Origin of the sequence: Bremerella alba, from assembly GCF_013618625.1 — a bacterium.
Taxonomy (GTDB): domain Bacteria; phylum Planctomycetota; class Planctomycetia; order Pirellulales; family Pirellulaceae; genus Bremerella; species Bremerella alba.
In genome coordinates this window covers 167,589-183,558 of sequence record NZ_JABRWO010000011.1, presented here as the reverse complement: position 1 = coordinate 183,558, position 15,970 = coordinate 167,589, and the positions used below count along the sequence as shown (strand labels likewise).

General features: G+C 56.4%; 10 protein-coding genes. 3 read left to right on the top strand and 7 right to left on the bottom strand.

Annotated features, from left to right (window positions below; translation table 11 throughout):
* Nucleotides 1-18: 18 nt before the first annotated feature.
* The 4 genes from HOV93_RS19220 to HOV93_RS19205 all read right to left on the bottom strand — a co-directional run bounded on the left by HOV93_RS19220 (nucleotide 19) and on the right by HOV93_RS19205 (nucleotide 5,306).
* Nucleotides 19-426 carry a hypothetical protein gene (locus tag HOV93_RS19220; RefSeq protein WP_207398157.1) on the bottom strand — a complete coding sequence of 136 codons (408 nt, stop codon included), beginning with the start codon at nucleotides 424-426 and terminating at the stop codon, nucleotides 19-21.
* A 420-nt stretch (nucleotides 427-846) separates the two neighbouring features.
* Nucleotides 847-1,311: a DUF6314 family protein gene (locus HOV93_RS19215; RefSeq protein ID WP_207398156.1), complete on the bottom strand. Its 465-nt coding sequence runs from the start codon at nucleotides 1,309-1,311 to the stop codon at nucleotides 847-849.
* Nucleotides 1,312-1,448: 137 nt separating this feature from the next.
* Entirely contained in the window at nucleotides 1,449-3,419 is a 1,971-nt protein-coding gene (locus HOV93_RS19210; protein ID WP_207398155.1) for a SpoIIE family protein phosphatase, read from the bottom strand.
* 360 nt (nucleotides 3,420-3,779) lie between these two features.
* Nucleotides 3,780-5,306 carry an AAA family ATPase gene (locus HOV93_RS19205; RefSeq protein WP_235990669.1) on the bottom strand — a complete coding sequence of 509 codons (1,527 nt, stop codon included), beginning with the start codon at nucleotides 5,304-5,306 and terminating at the stop codon, nucleotides 3,780-3,782.
* A 379-nt stretch (nucleotides 5,307-5,685) separates the two neighbouring features.
* Between HOV93_RS19205 and acnA the strand changes: the two genes are divergently transcribed.
* Nucleotides 5,686-8,397 (top strand): aconitate hydratase AcnA, encoded by a 2,712-nt coding sequence (gene acnA / locus HOV93_RS19200; protein ID WP_207398154.1) that lies wholly within the window; start codon nucleotides 5,686-5,688, stop codon nucleotides 8,395-8,397.
* Between the two features lie 192 nt (nucleotides 8,398-8,589).
* Here the strand turns inward: acnA and HOV93_RS19195 are convergent, their stop codons facing one another.
* The gene (locus HOV93_RS19195; RefSeq protein ID WP_207398153.1) at nucleotides 8,590-10,788 is read right to left on the bottom strand and encodes a cation:dicarboxylate symporter family transporter; all 2,199 of its coding nucleotides are present in this window, start codon (nucleotides 10,786-10,788) and stop codon (nucleotides 8,590-8,592) included.
* A 232-nt stretch (nucleotides 10,789-11,020) separates the two neighbouring features.
* On the opposite strand from HOV93_RS19195, the gene HOV93_RS19190 reads away from it, so the two are divergent.
* Together HOV93_RS19190 and HOV93_RS19185 are read left to right on the top strand one after the other, a co-directional pair.
* The gene (locus HOV93_RS19190) at nucleotides 11,021-11,479 is read left to right on the top strand and encodes an SRPBCC family protein (RefSeq protein WP_207398152.1); all 459 of its coding nucleotides are present in this window, start codon (nucleotides 11,021-11,023) and stop codon (nucleotides 11,477-11,479) included.
* Between the two features lie 62 nt (nucleotides 11,480-11,541).
* Complete coding sequence (locus tag HOV93_RS19185) at nucleotides 11,542-12,006, top strand: VOC family protein (RefSeq protein WP_207398151.1); 465 nt, start codon at nucleotides 11,542-11,544, stop codon at nucleotides 12,004-12,006.
* A 6-nt stretch (nucleotides 12,007-12,012) separates the two neighbouring features.
* On the opposite strand, the gene HOV93_RS19180 is transcribed toward HOV93_RS19185, so the two are convergent.
* Nucleotides 12,013-13,431 carry a DUF1501 domain-containing protein gene (locus HOV93_RS19180; RefSeq protein ID WP_207398150.1) on the bottom strand — a complete coding sequence of 473 codons (1,419 nt, stop codon included), beginning with the start codon at nucleotides 13,429-13,431 and terminating at the stop codon, nucleotides 12,013-12,015.
* Nucleotides 13,432-13,454: 23 nt separating this feature from the next.
* The gene (locus tag HOV93_RS19175) at nucleotides 13,455-15,920 is read right to left on the bottom strand and encodes a DUF1553 domain-containing protein (RefSeq protein ID WP_207398149.1); all 2,466 of its coding nucleotides are present in this window, start codon (nucleotides 15,918-15,920) and stop codon (nucleotides 13,455-13,457) included.
* Between the last annotated feature and the right edge of the window lie 50 nt (nucleotides 15,921-15,970).

The window sequence follows — 15,970 nt, the reverse complement described above, 5'->3', positions numbered from 1 at the left end:
TGGCTGACGCCTGATCGCTTAGCGACCAGCGAATGCCCACGAGCTACCCGTGGCGTAGGTGCCCAGGCTGATTGCTTGGCCACCAAGTACGTTGCCACGAGGGCCAAAGACGGTGTTGGTGTAATTGATTCCCGTCTGGCTGCTATTACCACCAGCAGCGAAATCAACACCACGACCGAAGTCGCCAGCAGCGTACACGCTGGTCTGCGAGTTACGCAGGAAGTTGGACGTACCGTAACCGAAGGCGATCGCGAACGTACCACGAACGTTCTTGCCTTCTTCGTCGCTCATGACTTCCATACCCGACAGGCCCATCGAGGCCAGGGTGGCTTGATCCACGTTGCCAGTAGGTTCAGCAGCGCGAGCTTCCGAAACCATAGCGACCGATGCCAGAGCGACAACCAACAAACTTGCAATAGCTTTCATCTTGTTTCTCCATCGAAACCGTTGTGAGGCAGATTCAGGCACGGACTCACCAATTGAGTCCCCCCCTGAGTGACTGAAAAATGCTGCAATAGTCCCGATTGTAATTACGGGTATTGATATATCGATGGGATAAAATAAAGGAATTACCCAGATTTTGGGGATTGCAGGAAAGATAACGGTGGGGGATAAATCACCGCAGAAAAACCAACTTGCCGACTGCCCAATAACTGCAAGTGGTTACGGCATAATCACTTAAATATCTTGCCGCAGGCCCAACAAAGAAGCGGGGCCGGGCTAGCCAGTAATCCAAAGCAATTGGCTGGCTGAGCTAAGTCTTAGAATAGTTGCCAGCTTTCGCTTCTCAAGTGCTAGCCGGAGAAAATCTGGCTGAACGCGCCCAAACCGTCCGTAGGAGCGAGGCTAATAGTAAACATAGTCAATGCACTCGTCCTTGCCGGGACCTTCGATCGTCCAGCGAAGTTGGAGTTCATCAACGGTCAATGTCATGACCGCTGCGTAAAGATCTTGCCGGCAGACGTGAGGTTCGACCGATAGCCACGTTGCTTCTCCGTTCTGCCGCAGGTCGAACAAGTACACCGGCTGCTCGCTGCCGAAACGCAGATGCTCGAGCCGCAGGCCATCTACTTCGTGAAGTGCCGTCCAGCGATAGACGTTGCTGAACGCGAGCTGCTTACCGCCATTTTGTTGCCACTGACCTAGCTCGTGAAACAGGATGGTCGTCGCATCCCTCGTCTCGACCACGACCTGCCCACGGCCTTCGCCACTCCAACCACTTGCGTCGGTTTTAGATGTGGACTCGAAGCTCAGCGAGTTCACTGCCGATAGCCGCTGCCAGAGGGTGATGAGGTTGTAGTTTGTATCCATCTGAAACCAGGTCTGTCTTCAATGAACTGAAACATTCAGATCGACGTTCCAATAGTTCGCTTACCAGGGCTCATGCCCTATCTTTTGTACACGTTTTTGATTGCGTGTTGTAAGTCGAAAGAGGGACAGGCTCTCGCCTACAGAACCTTCGCCACCACGAACGTCAAGTCGTCATCCTGCGAACCACTCCCGCGGTAGCCGACCAATGCCTGGCGGATGATCTGGCTGATTTCTTCGGAGGGCTTTTCCGCGTTCTGGCGTACCAGCTCTTGCAGTCGTTCTTTGCCGAACTGTAGGCCTGCTTCGTTCATTGTTTCTTCCAGACCGTCGGTCGTAGCCAGAATGACGGTGCCTTTTCGGATATTTGGCTGCCAATATTCGGCGTACTCTTCCCCTTCCATCAAGCCTAACGGCAGTCCTCCGCCGTCCATTTCAGGGAAAGAGTCTTCCTGCGGATCGTACACAATCGGTGGTCCGTGACCTGCTGACGCCCAGCGGATAGTATCCTTCTTTGCCGAAAGCGTGACCATCAGCATTGTCATAAAACGCTCGCCATTGGTATCGACCACCAGCATGTCGTTCAAGTGATTCAAGAAATCAGCCAAAGAGCCTGGCACGGCACAGCGGCTCCGCAGAATCCCGCGGGCCGTTGCCATCAACAAAGCAGCCGCGACGCCATGCCCCATCACGTCGCCTATTACCAGCACGGCCGTGTCTTCGTCGGTGCCACCGACGTCGAGAAAATCGTAGTAGTCGCCGCCTGTTTCGTCGCAGTAAGTACTGTGGCCGGCGATGTCGAGGCCATTAATTTGCGGCGACTCGGAAGGCAGTAAATTGCGTTGCACTTCCATGGCCAATGAAAGCGACTTCTGCATGCGTAAGCGGTCTTGCAGGCCTTCGGCCATCTTGTTGATTTCGGTCGCCAGGTGCGTGTACTCCGGTGCGTGCTGAATTTCGAGCCGCGTTTCCAGGTCGCCTTGGCCGATCCGCCTAACCGAGTCCCCGATACTTGCCAGCGGAGCGACCAACCAGCGGGCCGCCAGAAACCCCAGCCCCACCGCGAAGATAACCGCTACCAGGCTGGTAATCCAACTGCGCGCAAACTCGGCCTCGATGTCCCCCACAAAGTCCTTCTCTGGCACGATGGTCAGCAGCTTCCAATCGAGCCCGACCTCGCTGCCGACCTGCGAAGCGTGCAGGTAAAAGGTTTCGCCGTTAAGGTCGATATGCGTGCTCACGTCGTTCTGGGAGTCTTGGCTTTCCAGATACCGGGCGGCGGCCGTAATTTTCGGATTCTCTGATTGCGAAGCAGGCAGCTGGGTGCCATCGGCTGAAATGATTTTCGACCCATCGGAAGTGGCCAGCAGTTTGCCATCCGACGAAAGCATGAACGCCATGCCAGTCTTGCCAATTTTCAGCTTTCCCAAATAACTAGACAGATCGTTCAGCGAATAGTCGGCATCGACAATCCCCAATAACGTACGATTGGCTTGGTAGATGGGAATTCCATACGAGATGCCCAGCGTCGTCTCTTCTCCGCCACCACCACCAACCCAGACGAACGGATCACTCCAGGTCGGTCTTTTCGCATCGCGAGGAGCTTGAAACCAGGGGCGTGTTTCAAGGCGGAACTCAAACGAATTTTTTGAATCTTGAATGACATCGCCGTCGCTATTGAGCTTCCACTCTTCCATCATCTCGGAAGACGAGTCGCTTTTGATTGCCCAATAGGTGCTACCGTCGGCATAACGGCTGACCCAAACGGTCCGCCCGTCGCCACTGCCCCAAGAGATGGCGCTAAGCATATCGAACGTTTTCGACTCGTGTACAAACGTCGGCCGCCACGAGGCAAGTTCGTCCGGCGACAGGGCCTTGGTGGCAATCAGGTGCTTATTGACCTGGCAAACCTGGACGGGAATCGAGAGCACATCGGCGATTTTACCGGCCGTGGTGCGGTGGATCTCGTCGATGCTTTGCTCGGCCAGTTGGGTGACTGCATTCTGCGATTGCCGATTCCACGTCAACGACAACCACACCCCCACAATCAATACAGGGATACCAAAAAGCAGCGGAGCGAGAACGCGAATAGGAAGACGTGTAAGGAACAAGATCACATTTCCAGCAGACGAAGACGACCAGACAACACGAGCCCACCATCATAACGAATCAACCTCGCTAAAGCGCTCACCAGAGCGAAAGAGCGGAAAGATGTGGGAATGCTCGATAGATTGGGAAGGGCAGGGGACGACCACGGATCGAACGCATGGCCTTGGCTAACAAGGGAAGACGATCGAAAAGGTATCCGGAGCCCTGAAAATACCGCAGGGTGCAAGCAGTAACGCGAAGCGGAACGAATCGCACCCAATGCGGTCTCAATACTATGGCGGCGCGTGTTGGCAATTCATGGTGCGATGCGCTGGCGCTGCTCGCCCCTTACAAAAGGATCGCCGTGTCAGGCCGCCTTTTGCTTACATCACCGCGAAGTAATTATCGACCGCGTCGTCGAAGTGTTCGTTGGTCAGCTCCAGCGGTGCGTTTTCGTACAGGCACATATTACGGACCTGCATCAGCAAGTCGCGTGGCTGGCAACAGCGGAAGGGGCGGTCGACCTTTCTGTAGTGGTTTTCAATCAGGTAATCGATCGCCGACTCATTCACCATGAAGCCCATCATCGGACACATGATGTCGAACAACTGGCGGAACTCTTGTTCGGTCGGATCGATCACTTCGATCTTGTACGGAATACGACGCAGAAACGCGTCGTCGCACAGGTCGCGTGGTTCGAGGTTGGTCGAAAAGACAATCAGCTGATCGAACGGCACCTGAATTTTCTTACCGCCGCGCATGTTCAAAAAGTCGTACCGTTTTTCCAGCGGCACGATCCAGCGGTTTAGCAGTTCGTCGGTGCTCATCCGTTGACGGCCAAAGTCGTCGATCACCAGCGTGCCGCAATTACTTTTCAGCTGTAGCGGGGCTTCGCTCACGCCGGTCGATGCGACCGTGCTGATTTCCAGATTGTCCATCGTGAGTTCACCACCGACGACGATCGTCGGGCGTTTGATCCGCACCCAGCGGCGATCGATACGATGCTGCTGCATGATACCGGGCCCATCTTCCAGGGGAACTTCATCATGCACGGCCGGATCGAAGACGCGGAGGATTTCGCCATCGATGCCAATCGCACGGGGAACCCAGATATGCTTGCCGAATGCACGCGTAACACGTTCAGCGATGCTCGTCTTACCGTTACCCGGCGCGCCGAAGAGGAATAGCCCGCGACCACTGTTGATCGCCGGACCTAGTCGGCGGAACATCGTCTTGTTGATCAGCAGATCTTCGAAGGCCGATTCCAATGCCTCGACACTGGGAGACTGGCCTTCCAACGATTGAGCACGGACGCTGGCCACATAATCCTTCAGCGATACGGGTGCCGCACCGTAATAGGTGCAGTGTTCGTTATAACGCCGGGCTCGTTCGCGGCCGAGATCGGTCAGATAGTACACATAGTCGCCGGCCTGAGCGGTGTCTTTATAAACGACCAACTGGTCGTACTTCATCTTCCGCAGCGCCTCGTCCATCAGCAGAAACGGAATACTCAGCTGATTGCCGATCTCGCGACCGGATGCTTCGCCGGCGGTGAGCAGATATTTCAGGCATAACGCTTCAACGTCTGTGCCGGTCAAATGGGCCTCGCGGAGCGATTCAGGCTCGCGCGGGTAAAACGGCATGTCGCCGTCCTCTTGAGAGGACATCGATGGCTGCGGCGACGTCTCTTCGCTGCGGGCCGTCTCGGCAAACGCTCCTTCGTCGTCGGAGCCGCTGCTGGTCATGCTGTTAATCCGCGAGATCATCGCTTCGAGCGATTTATCACCGTTGGATTGCAGTTCTTCCTCAGGGGATACAGCTTCTACCAATTCCCAGGGATCTACTTCCCCAGATTCTGCCGCATCGCTACCAGCCAGTTGAGACAATAAATCTTTGAGCGGGTCGGACATAGGTCGTTTCTTCGTCGCGCTAGAACTGCCAGAGAGGGAGAGGAAAAGCCGTTTCGAGGAAAGCCTAGGTCACGCACGGGAAGAATCAACTTCCTTGCGCGTTACCCTCTGCCCAGGCGTCATAACCGTACCTAATACTTGCAGGAATCTCGAACTGCGGGTGGCTCTCGTTTTCAACCCAGGCCTCTCACGGCATAGTGACCCCACCCACGCGTGGAGGTATGTTAGAACCTTAGGGCCATGATCTGTCGCAGATCGGCGCTAAAAACTTCCCAAAACGCCACAAAGTTACCCGGAAGACAACTCCCGGGCGTTTCGCTAAAATTGTGGGCGTCTACCGATCTGCCTCAATAGATTCGATTTAGAAAGAACGAGTACGATGACCGCAAAGTTCGATCCGTTCGGCGCTCGCGACGTGTTTTCCACCTCGGAAGGGGACTTGGGGATCTACCGAATTCGCAAGCTTCAAGAAGCCGGCCTGGGGGATATTGATAAACTTCCTTTCTCGATCCGCGTTCTTCTGGAATCCGTGCTGCGGAACTGCGACGGCTATATCGTCTCGGAAGACGACGTGAAGACCCTGGCCGGCTGGAAAGCCGATAGCCCGGTCTCGACCGAGATTCCATTCATGCCGGCCCGCGTTGTCTTGCAAGACTTCACCGGCGTGCCGTGCGTGGTCGACCTGGCCGCCATGCGAAGTGCGATGCAGCGATTGGGGGGCGACGCCGCCAAAATCAATCCGCTGATTCCGGTCGACCTGGTGATCGACCACTCGGTGCAGGTCGATGCATTCGGCACCGATCAGGCCCTCGACCAGAACGTGGCCCTGGAATTCAAACGCAACAAAGAACGCTACGAATTCCTTCGCTGGGGTCAGAAGTCGCTTAAGAACTTCCAGGCCATCCCGCCCAACGTCGGGATCGTGCATCAGGTGAACCTTGAGTACCTCGCCAAAGGTGTCTTCATTCGCGAAGATGAAAAGGGCAAGGTTGTCTTGCCTGACTCGCTGGTCGGCACCGACAGCCATACCACCATGATCAACGGCCTGGGCGTCGTAGGCTGGGGTGTGGGTGGTATCGAAGCCGAAGCCGTCATGCTGGGTCAACCGATCTACATGCTCACGCCGCAAGTTGTCGGCTTCGAGCTGACCGGCAAGCTCGGTCCTGGCGTCACTGCAACCGACATGGTGCTGACCATCACCGAGATCCTGCGAGCCCAAGGGGTCGTGGGTAAGTTTGTCGAGTTCTTCGGTCCTGGCGTTTCGCACATGAGCCTGGCCGATCGAGCCACCATCGCCAACATGGCACCTGAATACGGCGCGACGATGGGCTTCTTCCCGGTCGACTCCGAAACGCTGAACTACATGCAGCGAACCGGCCGCACCGATGTCGAAGTCGAACGCGTCGAGCGTTACACGAAGGAACAAGGCCTGTTCCGCACCGACGACATGAAGCCTAGCTACACGTCGCTGGTTCGTCTCGACCTTTCGACCGTCGTGCCATCGCTGGCCGGTCCCAAGCGTCCGCAAGACCGCGTGCCACTGGCGAGCATGCAGTCCGAGTTCAAGAAGTCGCTGGTCACTTCGCCGAACGAACGCGGTTTCGGCCTGGGCGACGAAGACCTGGTTCGCACTGCCACCGTTGAAGATCACGGCCTGTCGACTGAAATCGGCCACGGTGCTGTCGTCATTGCGGCGATCACCAGTTGCACTAACACCAGCAACCCCAGCGTGATGCTGGCCGCTGGCCTGGTCGCGAAGAAGGCTGCCGAAAAGGGTCTGACGGTCAAACCATACGTGAAGACCAGTCTTGCCCCTGGTTCGCGCGTGGTGACCGACTACCTCGAAAAGGCCGACCTGATGGACGACCTGCGGAAGCTTGGCTTCAACCTGGTCGGTTATGGCTGCACCACGTGCATCGGTAACAGTGGTCCGCTGCCGGAGCCGGTTGCCGACGCCGTCACCAAAGGTTCGCTGGTCGCCTCGGCCGTTCTTAGCGGTAACCGCAACTTCGAGGGCCGCGTGAATCCGCACGTCAAAGCCAACTACCTGGCCAGCCCACCTCTGGTCGTGGCCTATGCATTGGCCGGCACCGTCGACATCGACCTCGACAACGATCCCATCGGCACCAATGTTCAGGGGGAAGACATCTACCTGAAGGACATCTGGCCAACCAACGAAGAGATCGCCGAAACGGTCGAACGGGCGATCAATCCCGAGATGTTCCGCGAACGCTACAACAGCGCCTACGAGTCGAATCCCAACTGGAACGCAATCGAAGTTCCCGATTCCGAACTTTACACCTGGGACGCCAACAGCACCTACATTCAAGAACCACCCTTCTTAGACGACGTGAAAGAAACGATCGACCCGATCGAGTCAATCACCGGGGCGCGTGTGCTGGCTCTCTTGGGCGACTCGGTCACGACCGACCATATCTCGCCTGCAGGTGCAATCGCCAAAGATAGCCCGGCCGGCAAGTACCTGATGGAGCACGGCGTCGAGCCGGTCGACTTCAACAGCTACGGTTCGCGACGTGGTAACGACCGCGTGATGCATCGCGGTACGTTCGCCAACATTCGCATTCGTAACCGCCTGACTCCTGAAAAGGAAGGTGGCTGGACGAAGTGCTTCAAGACCGGCGAAACGATGACCATCTTCGATGCCGCCGAGATCTACAAGCAAGACGACACGCCGCTGGTGGTCATCGCCGGTAAGGAATACGGCACCGGTAGCTCGCGCGACTGGGCCGCCAAGGGCACGTTTATGCTGGGTGTCAAGTCGGTCATCGCTTCCAGCTTCGAGCGTATCCACCGCAGCAATCTGATTGGCATGGGCGTTCTGCCGCTTGAATTCCCCAACGATTCGTCGTGGGAATCGCTCGGTCTGACCGGTGAAGAGATTTACGACATCTACCTGCCGGAAGACCTCAAGCCGCAGCAACAGATCACCGTTTCGGCCAAGAGTGCTGATGGCGAAGTCACCACCTTCGACGCCACCGTCCGCATCGACACGCCTGTCGAGCTCGATTACTACCGCAACGGCGGCATCCTTCAAACGGTGCTGTTGAAACTGCTTCAGGCAGCGAAGTAGGCCTGATCTTCTGCGGAAGATGCAAACGCTGACGCCCTGAAAAGGGCCACCGAATCGAACCAGGGGCACCAAATTGCCCCTGGTTTCTTTTATTGGCGAAAGCTGCCGCTATGGTGCAATGCGATTCACGGCTCGCACTCTACGAATCCTTGTTGGTGAAGTCCTTGGTTCCCTTTTCGCGCCAGCAAGACCTCAGTCCGCCCAGCCCAGGACATTTCTTAAGACCGACCAGCGAGGCGGTTTGCGTCGTTTTTCTTCCCCCAGAATCCAATAATCGTACAAAAGCTGGTAGGTTCCATCAGCACGTTTGAGCCGCAACCAGTTTTCGATCACTTCGTCGAAGTCCGGATCCTTGTAGCTCAGGTAGTAGAGGGGAACTCGATCTCGTCCGTGCAGCGGATTGGTCACGGCAAAGTGCGGGTAACGCAGCGTCCAGGCCGACCCCGACTCGGCGCTAATCACCAGCCCGTCGACCTTTTGGTGCTGACCTTCGAAAAATTGCTCAGCCGTGTCGAGCTCCACAATTTGAATGTTCTTCGGGAAGTCTTTCCGCGCCAGCTCAGCGAAGAAGCTGTTCTTAATCGCTGCCAGTTTTAATTTGGGCAGCTTCATTATCTTTTCGATGTCTCGGAACTTCTGTTCGTCACGATCCGGCACCACCAGAGCCATCGTCACATCCATGTACGGCTCGCTCGCAGGGAACGCAATGGCCTTGGAAACACTTCCTTCGATCGCCGACATGGCAACATCAAAGTGATCTTCCTGCATCTGCTGCAGGAAGTTGTCTCGATCGATGGGTACGAACTCGATATTAACCCCCAGATCGCTCGCTAGAATATAGGCCATTTGAATATCAAAGCCGATCAGCTGCTGCTGCCCGTTGAAGTAAGCAAACGGCATCCGGTCGGAATTGAAACCGACCCGCAGCACGCCTGAATTTTGAATTCGTTGGACCCGAGACTCGCCGGAGCGGATTGGCTGGGGGTTCGGCTGGGAAGTTTCCAGAACCTTGTGTCCCACCTCTTGGAATGAACTATCCCCATGAATGGGCAGCATCGTGCGTTCGGTGAGCAGATCTTCGCGTGAATAATGGTCTTGAAATTCGGAGATTAGATAGATTCGCGTCCCCAAAGACACGGCCAACAGCAGGACGAGCGAACTCGTCAAACCAACGACAAGCTTGGTCAGCTTAAAACGAATCGATCCGCCAAGCACGCAGAACGTCAGCAGGGTGAACGAGATCAAGTGCATCGTTTTCATAAGATCGCCAAACCGCGCCGCGACAACTCCGGAGATCAAATACAAGTTGATCAGATCGCTCGGCAACTCGGCAATACTGAGCATTAAGGGAACCGTGACAACCGGCTTGCCAAACGCTCCCAAGAAGCCGACACCCAACAGCGGCGGATAATCTTCGACCGCGATCACCGTCCCCGAGAACCACGCCGCAAACGGAATAAACACCAAGGCCAAAATCCGGCCGATATCCGGCATTGGATAGGCCAACGGAACCAGGTATTCTGGCTTATCACCATTTAAATTTCCGTCGAGACCGCTTTCCTTCTGAAGCCGTTTAACGCCGTCGATAATCATCGGCAGCACGACAAACGAGTTGCCGATAACAAACGCTGTAATCAACGCGTCACGCGAAGCACGAAGCACATCCCAATAACCGAGTGGGGTGACCGCGGCCACCAGTGACGGTAAGACAACCAGCGAGATGATGACCGCTGGCAAGCAGTAGGCCAGCAAATAGCCCTGTAGCAGACTCAGCTGCGCCAGATCGATCGTTCCGGCCGTATAGGCAGCAATTGCGAACAGCCCGATGGGTGTCATTTGAACCACCATCTTGTTGACCTTCGCTAACGCCTCGATCAAGACCTGGAGCGGTTCTAGCAGCTTTTCTTTATTGGGCAGATACATCAGGGCAATGCCTAGTCCAATGGCAAACACCACCACCGCCGGAACCGAGTTCGTTGCGAGCGACTCAAATGGATTTGACGGTATAAACAGGCTCTTCCAGTCATAAGCCGGCGGAGAATCAGTGAATCGGCTGCTATAAAATGAACCCGTATCCCATTTAGGAAAGGCTAGCGTGCTGATCGCCAATGCGACTATGCCAATCACCCATAGCAGCAACAACACCAGCAAACTAACGCGCAGCATCCGCATACCAGACTCCCTCGTCAGTTGCCCGATGTTGGCCACCAGCGAAACCAGCACGTACGGCAAGACGGCCATCTGCAGCAAACCGACGTAAACGTCGCTGACCCATTTGATGCTCGTGACGTACTCGCCAAGAAACAGGCCGCAGCCTATGCCTAAAACCAAGGCGATCAGGACCCAGGTAGAAAAGTTAAGATGGCCCTTGCGATCGGTAGAATTTGCCATCAAATGCGAGGCCAAGTGGGTTGAAAGCGTGTTGTCAGGTCGATGAAAGTCCCTCAAAAATAGTCCATGCGTGCTCAGAGTTCAATTGCCTTGCCGATAGGCTGCCTCGTTTGCCGCGTTGTCATAGCAAGTGGATTAACGGAAAACTTCCAGTTGGTTGTCGATTTCATCAAAACCTGGTCGACCAATCTATAAACAATCGTTTTCACTCACCCTGAAAGGAAGTCTTCTTATGCCCCAAGCATCGAACTCAATCCGACTACACCGTGTACTACGTGCCCCAACCGAGCGTATTTACAAGGCCTTCCTCGACCCTGATGCCCTCTGCCGTTGGCTGCCGCCGTATGGCTACCTGGGTAAAATTGATCGCATCGACGCGCAGCAAGGGGGTAGCTTTCACATGTCGTTCACCAACTTTTCCTCGGGCCATAGCCACAGCTTCGAGAGCAAGTTCGTCGAGCTAACCCCGAACGAGCGTATTGTCCTGGCCGACCAGTTCGACGATCCCGCGCTGGGTGCCGACATGACCAAAACAATCAACCTGGGCCAGGTAAGCTGCGGCACCGAGATCGAGATCTTGCACGAAGGACTTCCGGCGGCGATCCCAGTCGAAATGTGTTATCTCGGATGGCAAGATTCGCTGCGGCAACTGGCCCGCCTCGTCGAGACGGAGATTCCCGGTGGCGAATGAATCGCGATTAAGAGAAGCTACCGCTTGTTAACTCACTCTATTTCCAATCGGGACAAGCCATCATGCATTTCAACCACAAGATCACACCCTTTCTTAGCTTCAAGAACGAAGCCGCAGAGGCGGTTAACCTTTACGTTTCTTTACTTCCAGATTCACGAATCATTCAGACGGTCAACAACCCCGATAGCGGCGAATTGATGACCGTCGAGTTCGAGCTCGCTGGAATGACCTTCGTTGCGCTGAACGCCGGTCAACCGTGGGAGTTCACCGAGGCGTTCTCGCTGGCTATCAGCTGCGAAACCCAAGCTGAAATCGACCATCTGTGGGATTCGCTGATGGTCGGGGGCGAGCCGCTCGCGTGCGGGTGGCTGAAAGACAAATTCGGCGTCCGCTGGCAAATCCTTCCGGCCAGCATCGGCCAAATGCTCGCAGACCCCGACCCGGCTCGGGCCAAACGCGTGTTCGATGCTATGTCGCAGATGATCAAGCTGGACATGGCCACACTGCAAGCGGCCTACGACGGGTAACGCAGATTACGCCAAGATTTCGTGATGAACGTTTCCGTGGACGTCCGTTAATCGAAAATCACGACCGGCATGGCGATAGGTTAACCGCTGGTGATCGAGCCCCATCAGGTGCAGAAGGGTCGCGTGCAGATCGTGCACGTGCATTTTGTTTTCCTGCGCGTAATAGCCGTACTCATCGGTCGTGCCGTGCCGATAGCCAGGCTTCACGCCGCCGCCGGCCATCCACATGGTGAAGCCTTCGGGGTTGTGGTCGCGACCATTGGCCCCGCTGCCTTGGCAGGTTGGCGTTCGCCCGAACTCACCTCCCCATAAAACCAATGTGTCTTCCAACAGGCCGCGTCGCTTTAAGTCTTCCAGCAGCGCCCCAATCGGACGATCGACCTCGGCAGCATTTTTGGTGTGTCCCGCTTTCAAATCGCCGTGCTGATCCCACTGCACCTTCGTATCGCTGTGGGTAACCTGAATGAAACGCACACCGCGTTCGGCAAAACGCCGCGCGAGCAAACATTGCCGCCCGAAGTCTTTGGTGATGGGATCGTTGAGCCCGTACATCTCGATCGTATTGGCCGTTTCCTGCGAAAGGTCTTGGGCCTCCGGCATTCTAGACTGCATGCGGTAGGCCAGCTCGAACGATTGAATCCTGGCTTCCAACGACGGCTCGCTTTGCGCGTGGGCCATGTGCTCGCGGTTCATTGAATTCAACAGATCGAGCTGAAGCCGCTGCACGTCCTTAGACCAACGCGGATTGTCGATGTACTTCACGTTCGCCGCCGTCGATGGCTGCGAGGCAACCCCCAGCGGAATCCCTTGAAACTCGGCGGGTAGAAACGCCGAGCCCCAGTTCTTGGCGCCGCCGTGAGCGAACGTGGGGCAGATGGTCACGAAGCCTGGCAAGTTGTCGTTCTCGCTGCCAAGGCCATAGTTCACCCAGGAACCTAAGCTGGGCCGAATGAAGTTGTCGCTGCCGGTGTGCAGCTTGAGCAGCGCCCCGCCGTGCGACGGATTGGTGCCATGCACCGAATGCAAAAAGCACAAGTCGTCGACATGCCGCGCGACATGCGGGAACAGGTCGCTCACGTGCATGCCGTCCTGGCCGTACTGGCGAAACTTCCACGGCGATCCTAACAGGTTACCTGTGGGGGCGAACTGCACGCGGGGCTTGTCGAAGGGAAGCGGCTTGCCGTCGTCTTGTTGCAGCCGCGGTTTATAGTCGAACGTATCGACGTGCGAAGGGCCTCCCTTCATAAACAGGAAGATGACCCGCTTGGCCCGTGCCGGAAGGTGGGCAAGCTCAGTCGTCGGTGCCCCTAGCGCTTCCCGCGTTTCGCCTTGCAGCAGCGCCGACAAGGCCAAGTAGCCGAAGCCAACCGCCGAGTTCTGCAGCAGGCAGCGCCGAGTGATCGTCGATGTCGGAAGGTCATTCATTGTGGCTCTCGCTTCCCGCCAAGCTATTCAACGTAAAGGAATTCGTTCGACCCCAACAAACACTGGCACGCCGCCGCCCAGGCCTGGCGATGCGCTTGATCGGGTTCCATCTGCGATTGCAACGCGTTTTCCAACTGCTCGATCGTCTGCAGAAGACGCGTTACCTCGTGTTCTTGCGGCGGCCGTGCGAGCGTCAGCTGGTAAAGAAGGCCGATCCGCTGGGCATCATCGGTAGGCTCTTGCTGCTTGAGACGCTCGGCGAGTGCTTCGGCCGAGTCCAGAAACAGCGGGCTGTTCATCGTAAAGAGAGCCTGGGGAGCCACCGTCGAGGTCGGTCGATCTCCCTGGGTGGTATCGGCAGTCGCGTAGTCGAACAGCATGAACCCGTCGTAAAGGTTGTTGCGAATGACCGGCAAGTAGACCGCCCGGCGTAGCGAATCGTAGCTGGTGTCGTCCTTAGAAGTGTGATCGAAGACAAGCTTCCACTTTTCGACGGCCAACACGCTGCTTCCCTGCGTCGGGTCGAGCTTTCCACTGACATACAGCAGCGAATCTCGCAAGGCTTCGGCCTGAAGTCGCTGGACGTTGGCCCGCCAATACCAGCGGTTCTCAGGGTCGATCGCGGCACTCTCTGGATCGACGGCACTACTGCGCTGATAGGTATCGCTCAGCATAATCTGGCGGTGCAGCTTCTTCAGCGACCAACCACCGGCAACCAATTCGGTCGCCAACCAATCGAGCAGCCTCGGGTGCGAAGGCGTATCGCCCAGCTTACCGAAGTTATCGGTCGAGGAGACTAGCCCCGTGCCGAAGTGCCAGCGCCATACGCGATTGACGGCGACTCGAGCCGTCAACGGGTTCTCGGGATGAACCAACCACTTGGCCAGCTGCAATCTTCCACTTTCACCGTCGCTGATCTCTAGCGAATCCCTCAACTGCAAAACTGCGGGAACGCCCCGTTCGACCTGCTGTCCGAGAATCAAGTGACTGCCACGAACATGAATTCGTACGTTCTCCGGCGTTCCCTCTTCCACCGCCATCGCGGTTGGCAGCGAGGGTGCCTGGTCGGTGAGGGCCGCAATCTGTTGACGCAGCTCGGCTAGTTGCTGCTGAACCTCGGCCGGATACGACTTCTCTTCGATGCCGGGCTGCGTCTGCTTGGTCGCTTTGACAAGCTTGTCGAGCTCGGCCTGTTTTTCTTTTCGGGACTGGTCGAGCTGCGCCTTACGCTGAACTTCTGCTTCGGTCGCCAAGACCTTTTCGTTGTACTTAGCTACCGTCTTGAGCGACTGCATCGATTGCGTGCTTTTGAAGATTCCCGCCATTGCGTAATAGTCGGCCGTTGAGATCGGATCGAACTTGTGATCGTGACATCGAGCACACGCAATCGTCAAACCGAGAAATGCCTGACCGAGCGTGTCGATCTGCTCGTCGATGATGTCCATCTCCATCTTCACGGTGTCTTTTTCGGCCAACACCTTTGGGCCGAGCGTTAGAAAGCCGGTCGCAACGACCGCGTCGAAATCTTTCGGCGATCCTGATGAACCAGAGCTGTCCGCCAACAAATCACCAGCGACCTGCTCCATGACAAACTGATCGAATGGCTTGTCCTCGTTCATTGCATCGATCACATAATTGCGATATCGCCAGGCATCGACGAACGCCTGGTTTTCGTCCAGGCCGTTGCTATCGGCATAGCGTACGACGTCCAACCAATGACGCCCCCAACGCCGACCGTACTCCGTCGATGCCAACAATCGATCGACAACCTTCGCGAAAGCATCCGGCGACTCGTCGGCCAAGAAGGCAGCCACCTGCTCAGGCGTCGGCGGCAGACCGGTCAAATCAAACGTGGCCCGGCGAATGAGCGTCCGCCGATCGGCCGCGACATTAGGTACAAGTCCTTCTCGAATCAGCGCCGCCTCGATGAATGCGTCGATAGGGTTTCGTGGGCCGGCCGAAGCTTCTACTGCGGGCACCGCAGGACGCTCAACAGGTCGAAACGCCCAGTAATTCCGGGCCGCTTTCATATCAATCGGCGAGCGTCTTGGCTCAACGGCGTTCTTTCCCAGTAAATCGGGGTGAGGTGCTCCCATTTGAATCCACTGCTGCAGCAGCTTGATCTGGGCGTCGGACATCTTGCCGTCCGGCGGCATCTTCAGATGGTCGTTGTCGTACTGCACCGCGGCCAGTAGCAAGCTGTGCTTAGGGTCTTTCGGAATCACGGCAGCGCCCGACTCACCCCCACCGAGCATGCCCGACATCGTATCGACGCGGAGCGAACTTTCCTGCGTGTCGGCCCCATGACAATCAATACAGTGCGTCACCAACAAGGGACGAATCTTCGCTTCAAAGAACGACAGATCTTGCGAACTCGGCGCAGCGGGTTCCGCCGCGTTAACGTGCGATGCGTTTGGGACGATCCCCAGGGCAATCAGCACAAGCGAAACATGCAGGATCGTTTCAGGCACGAATTTCGATGTCGGCATAGTAGCCTCACTACGCGTCTGTCGGCGGGAAGAACCGCTGCTACGAATGC

Excerpts from the sequence above, each read along its gene's own strand:
- HOV93_RS19220 (WP_207398157.1), bottom strand. The coding sequence starts at position 426 with ATGAAAGCTATTGCAAGTTTGTTGGTTGTCGCTCTGGCATCGGTCGCT.
- HOV93_RS19185 (WP_207398151.1), top strand. The coding sequence starts at position 11,542 with ATGCATTTCAACCACAAGATCACACCCTTTCTTAGCTTCAAGAACGAA.
- acnA (WP_207398154.1), top strand. The coding sequence starts at position 5,686 with ATGACCGCAAAGTTCGATCCGTTCGGCGCTCGCGACGTGTTTTCCACC.
- HOV93_RS19190 (WP_207398152.1), top strand. The coding sequence starts at position 11,021 with ATGCCCCAAGCATCGAACTCAATCCGACTACACCGTGTACTACGTGCC.
- HOV93_RS19215 (WP_207398156.1), bottom strand. The coding sequence starts at position 1,311 with ATGGATACAAACTACAACCTCATCACCCTCTGGCAGCGGCTATCGGCA.
- HOV93_RS19195 (WP_207398153.1), bottom strand. The coding sequence starts at position 10,788 with ATGGCAAATTCTACCGATCGCAAGGGCCATCTTAACTTTTCTACCTGG.
- HOV93_RS19180 (WP_207398150.1), bottom strand. The coding sequence starts at position 13,431 with ATGAATGACCTTCCGACATCGACGATCACTCGGCGCTGCCTGCTGCAG.
- HOV93_RS19205 (WP_235990669.1), bottom strand. The coding sequence starts at position 5,306 with ATGTCCGACCCGCTCAAAGATTTATTGTCTCAACTGGCTGGTAGCGAT.
- HOV93_RS19175 (WP_207398149.1), bottom strand. The coding sequence starts at position 15,920 with ATGCCGACATCGAAATTCGTGCCTGAAACGATCCTGCATGTTTCGCTT.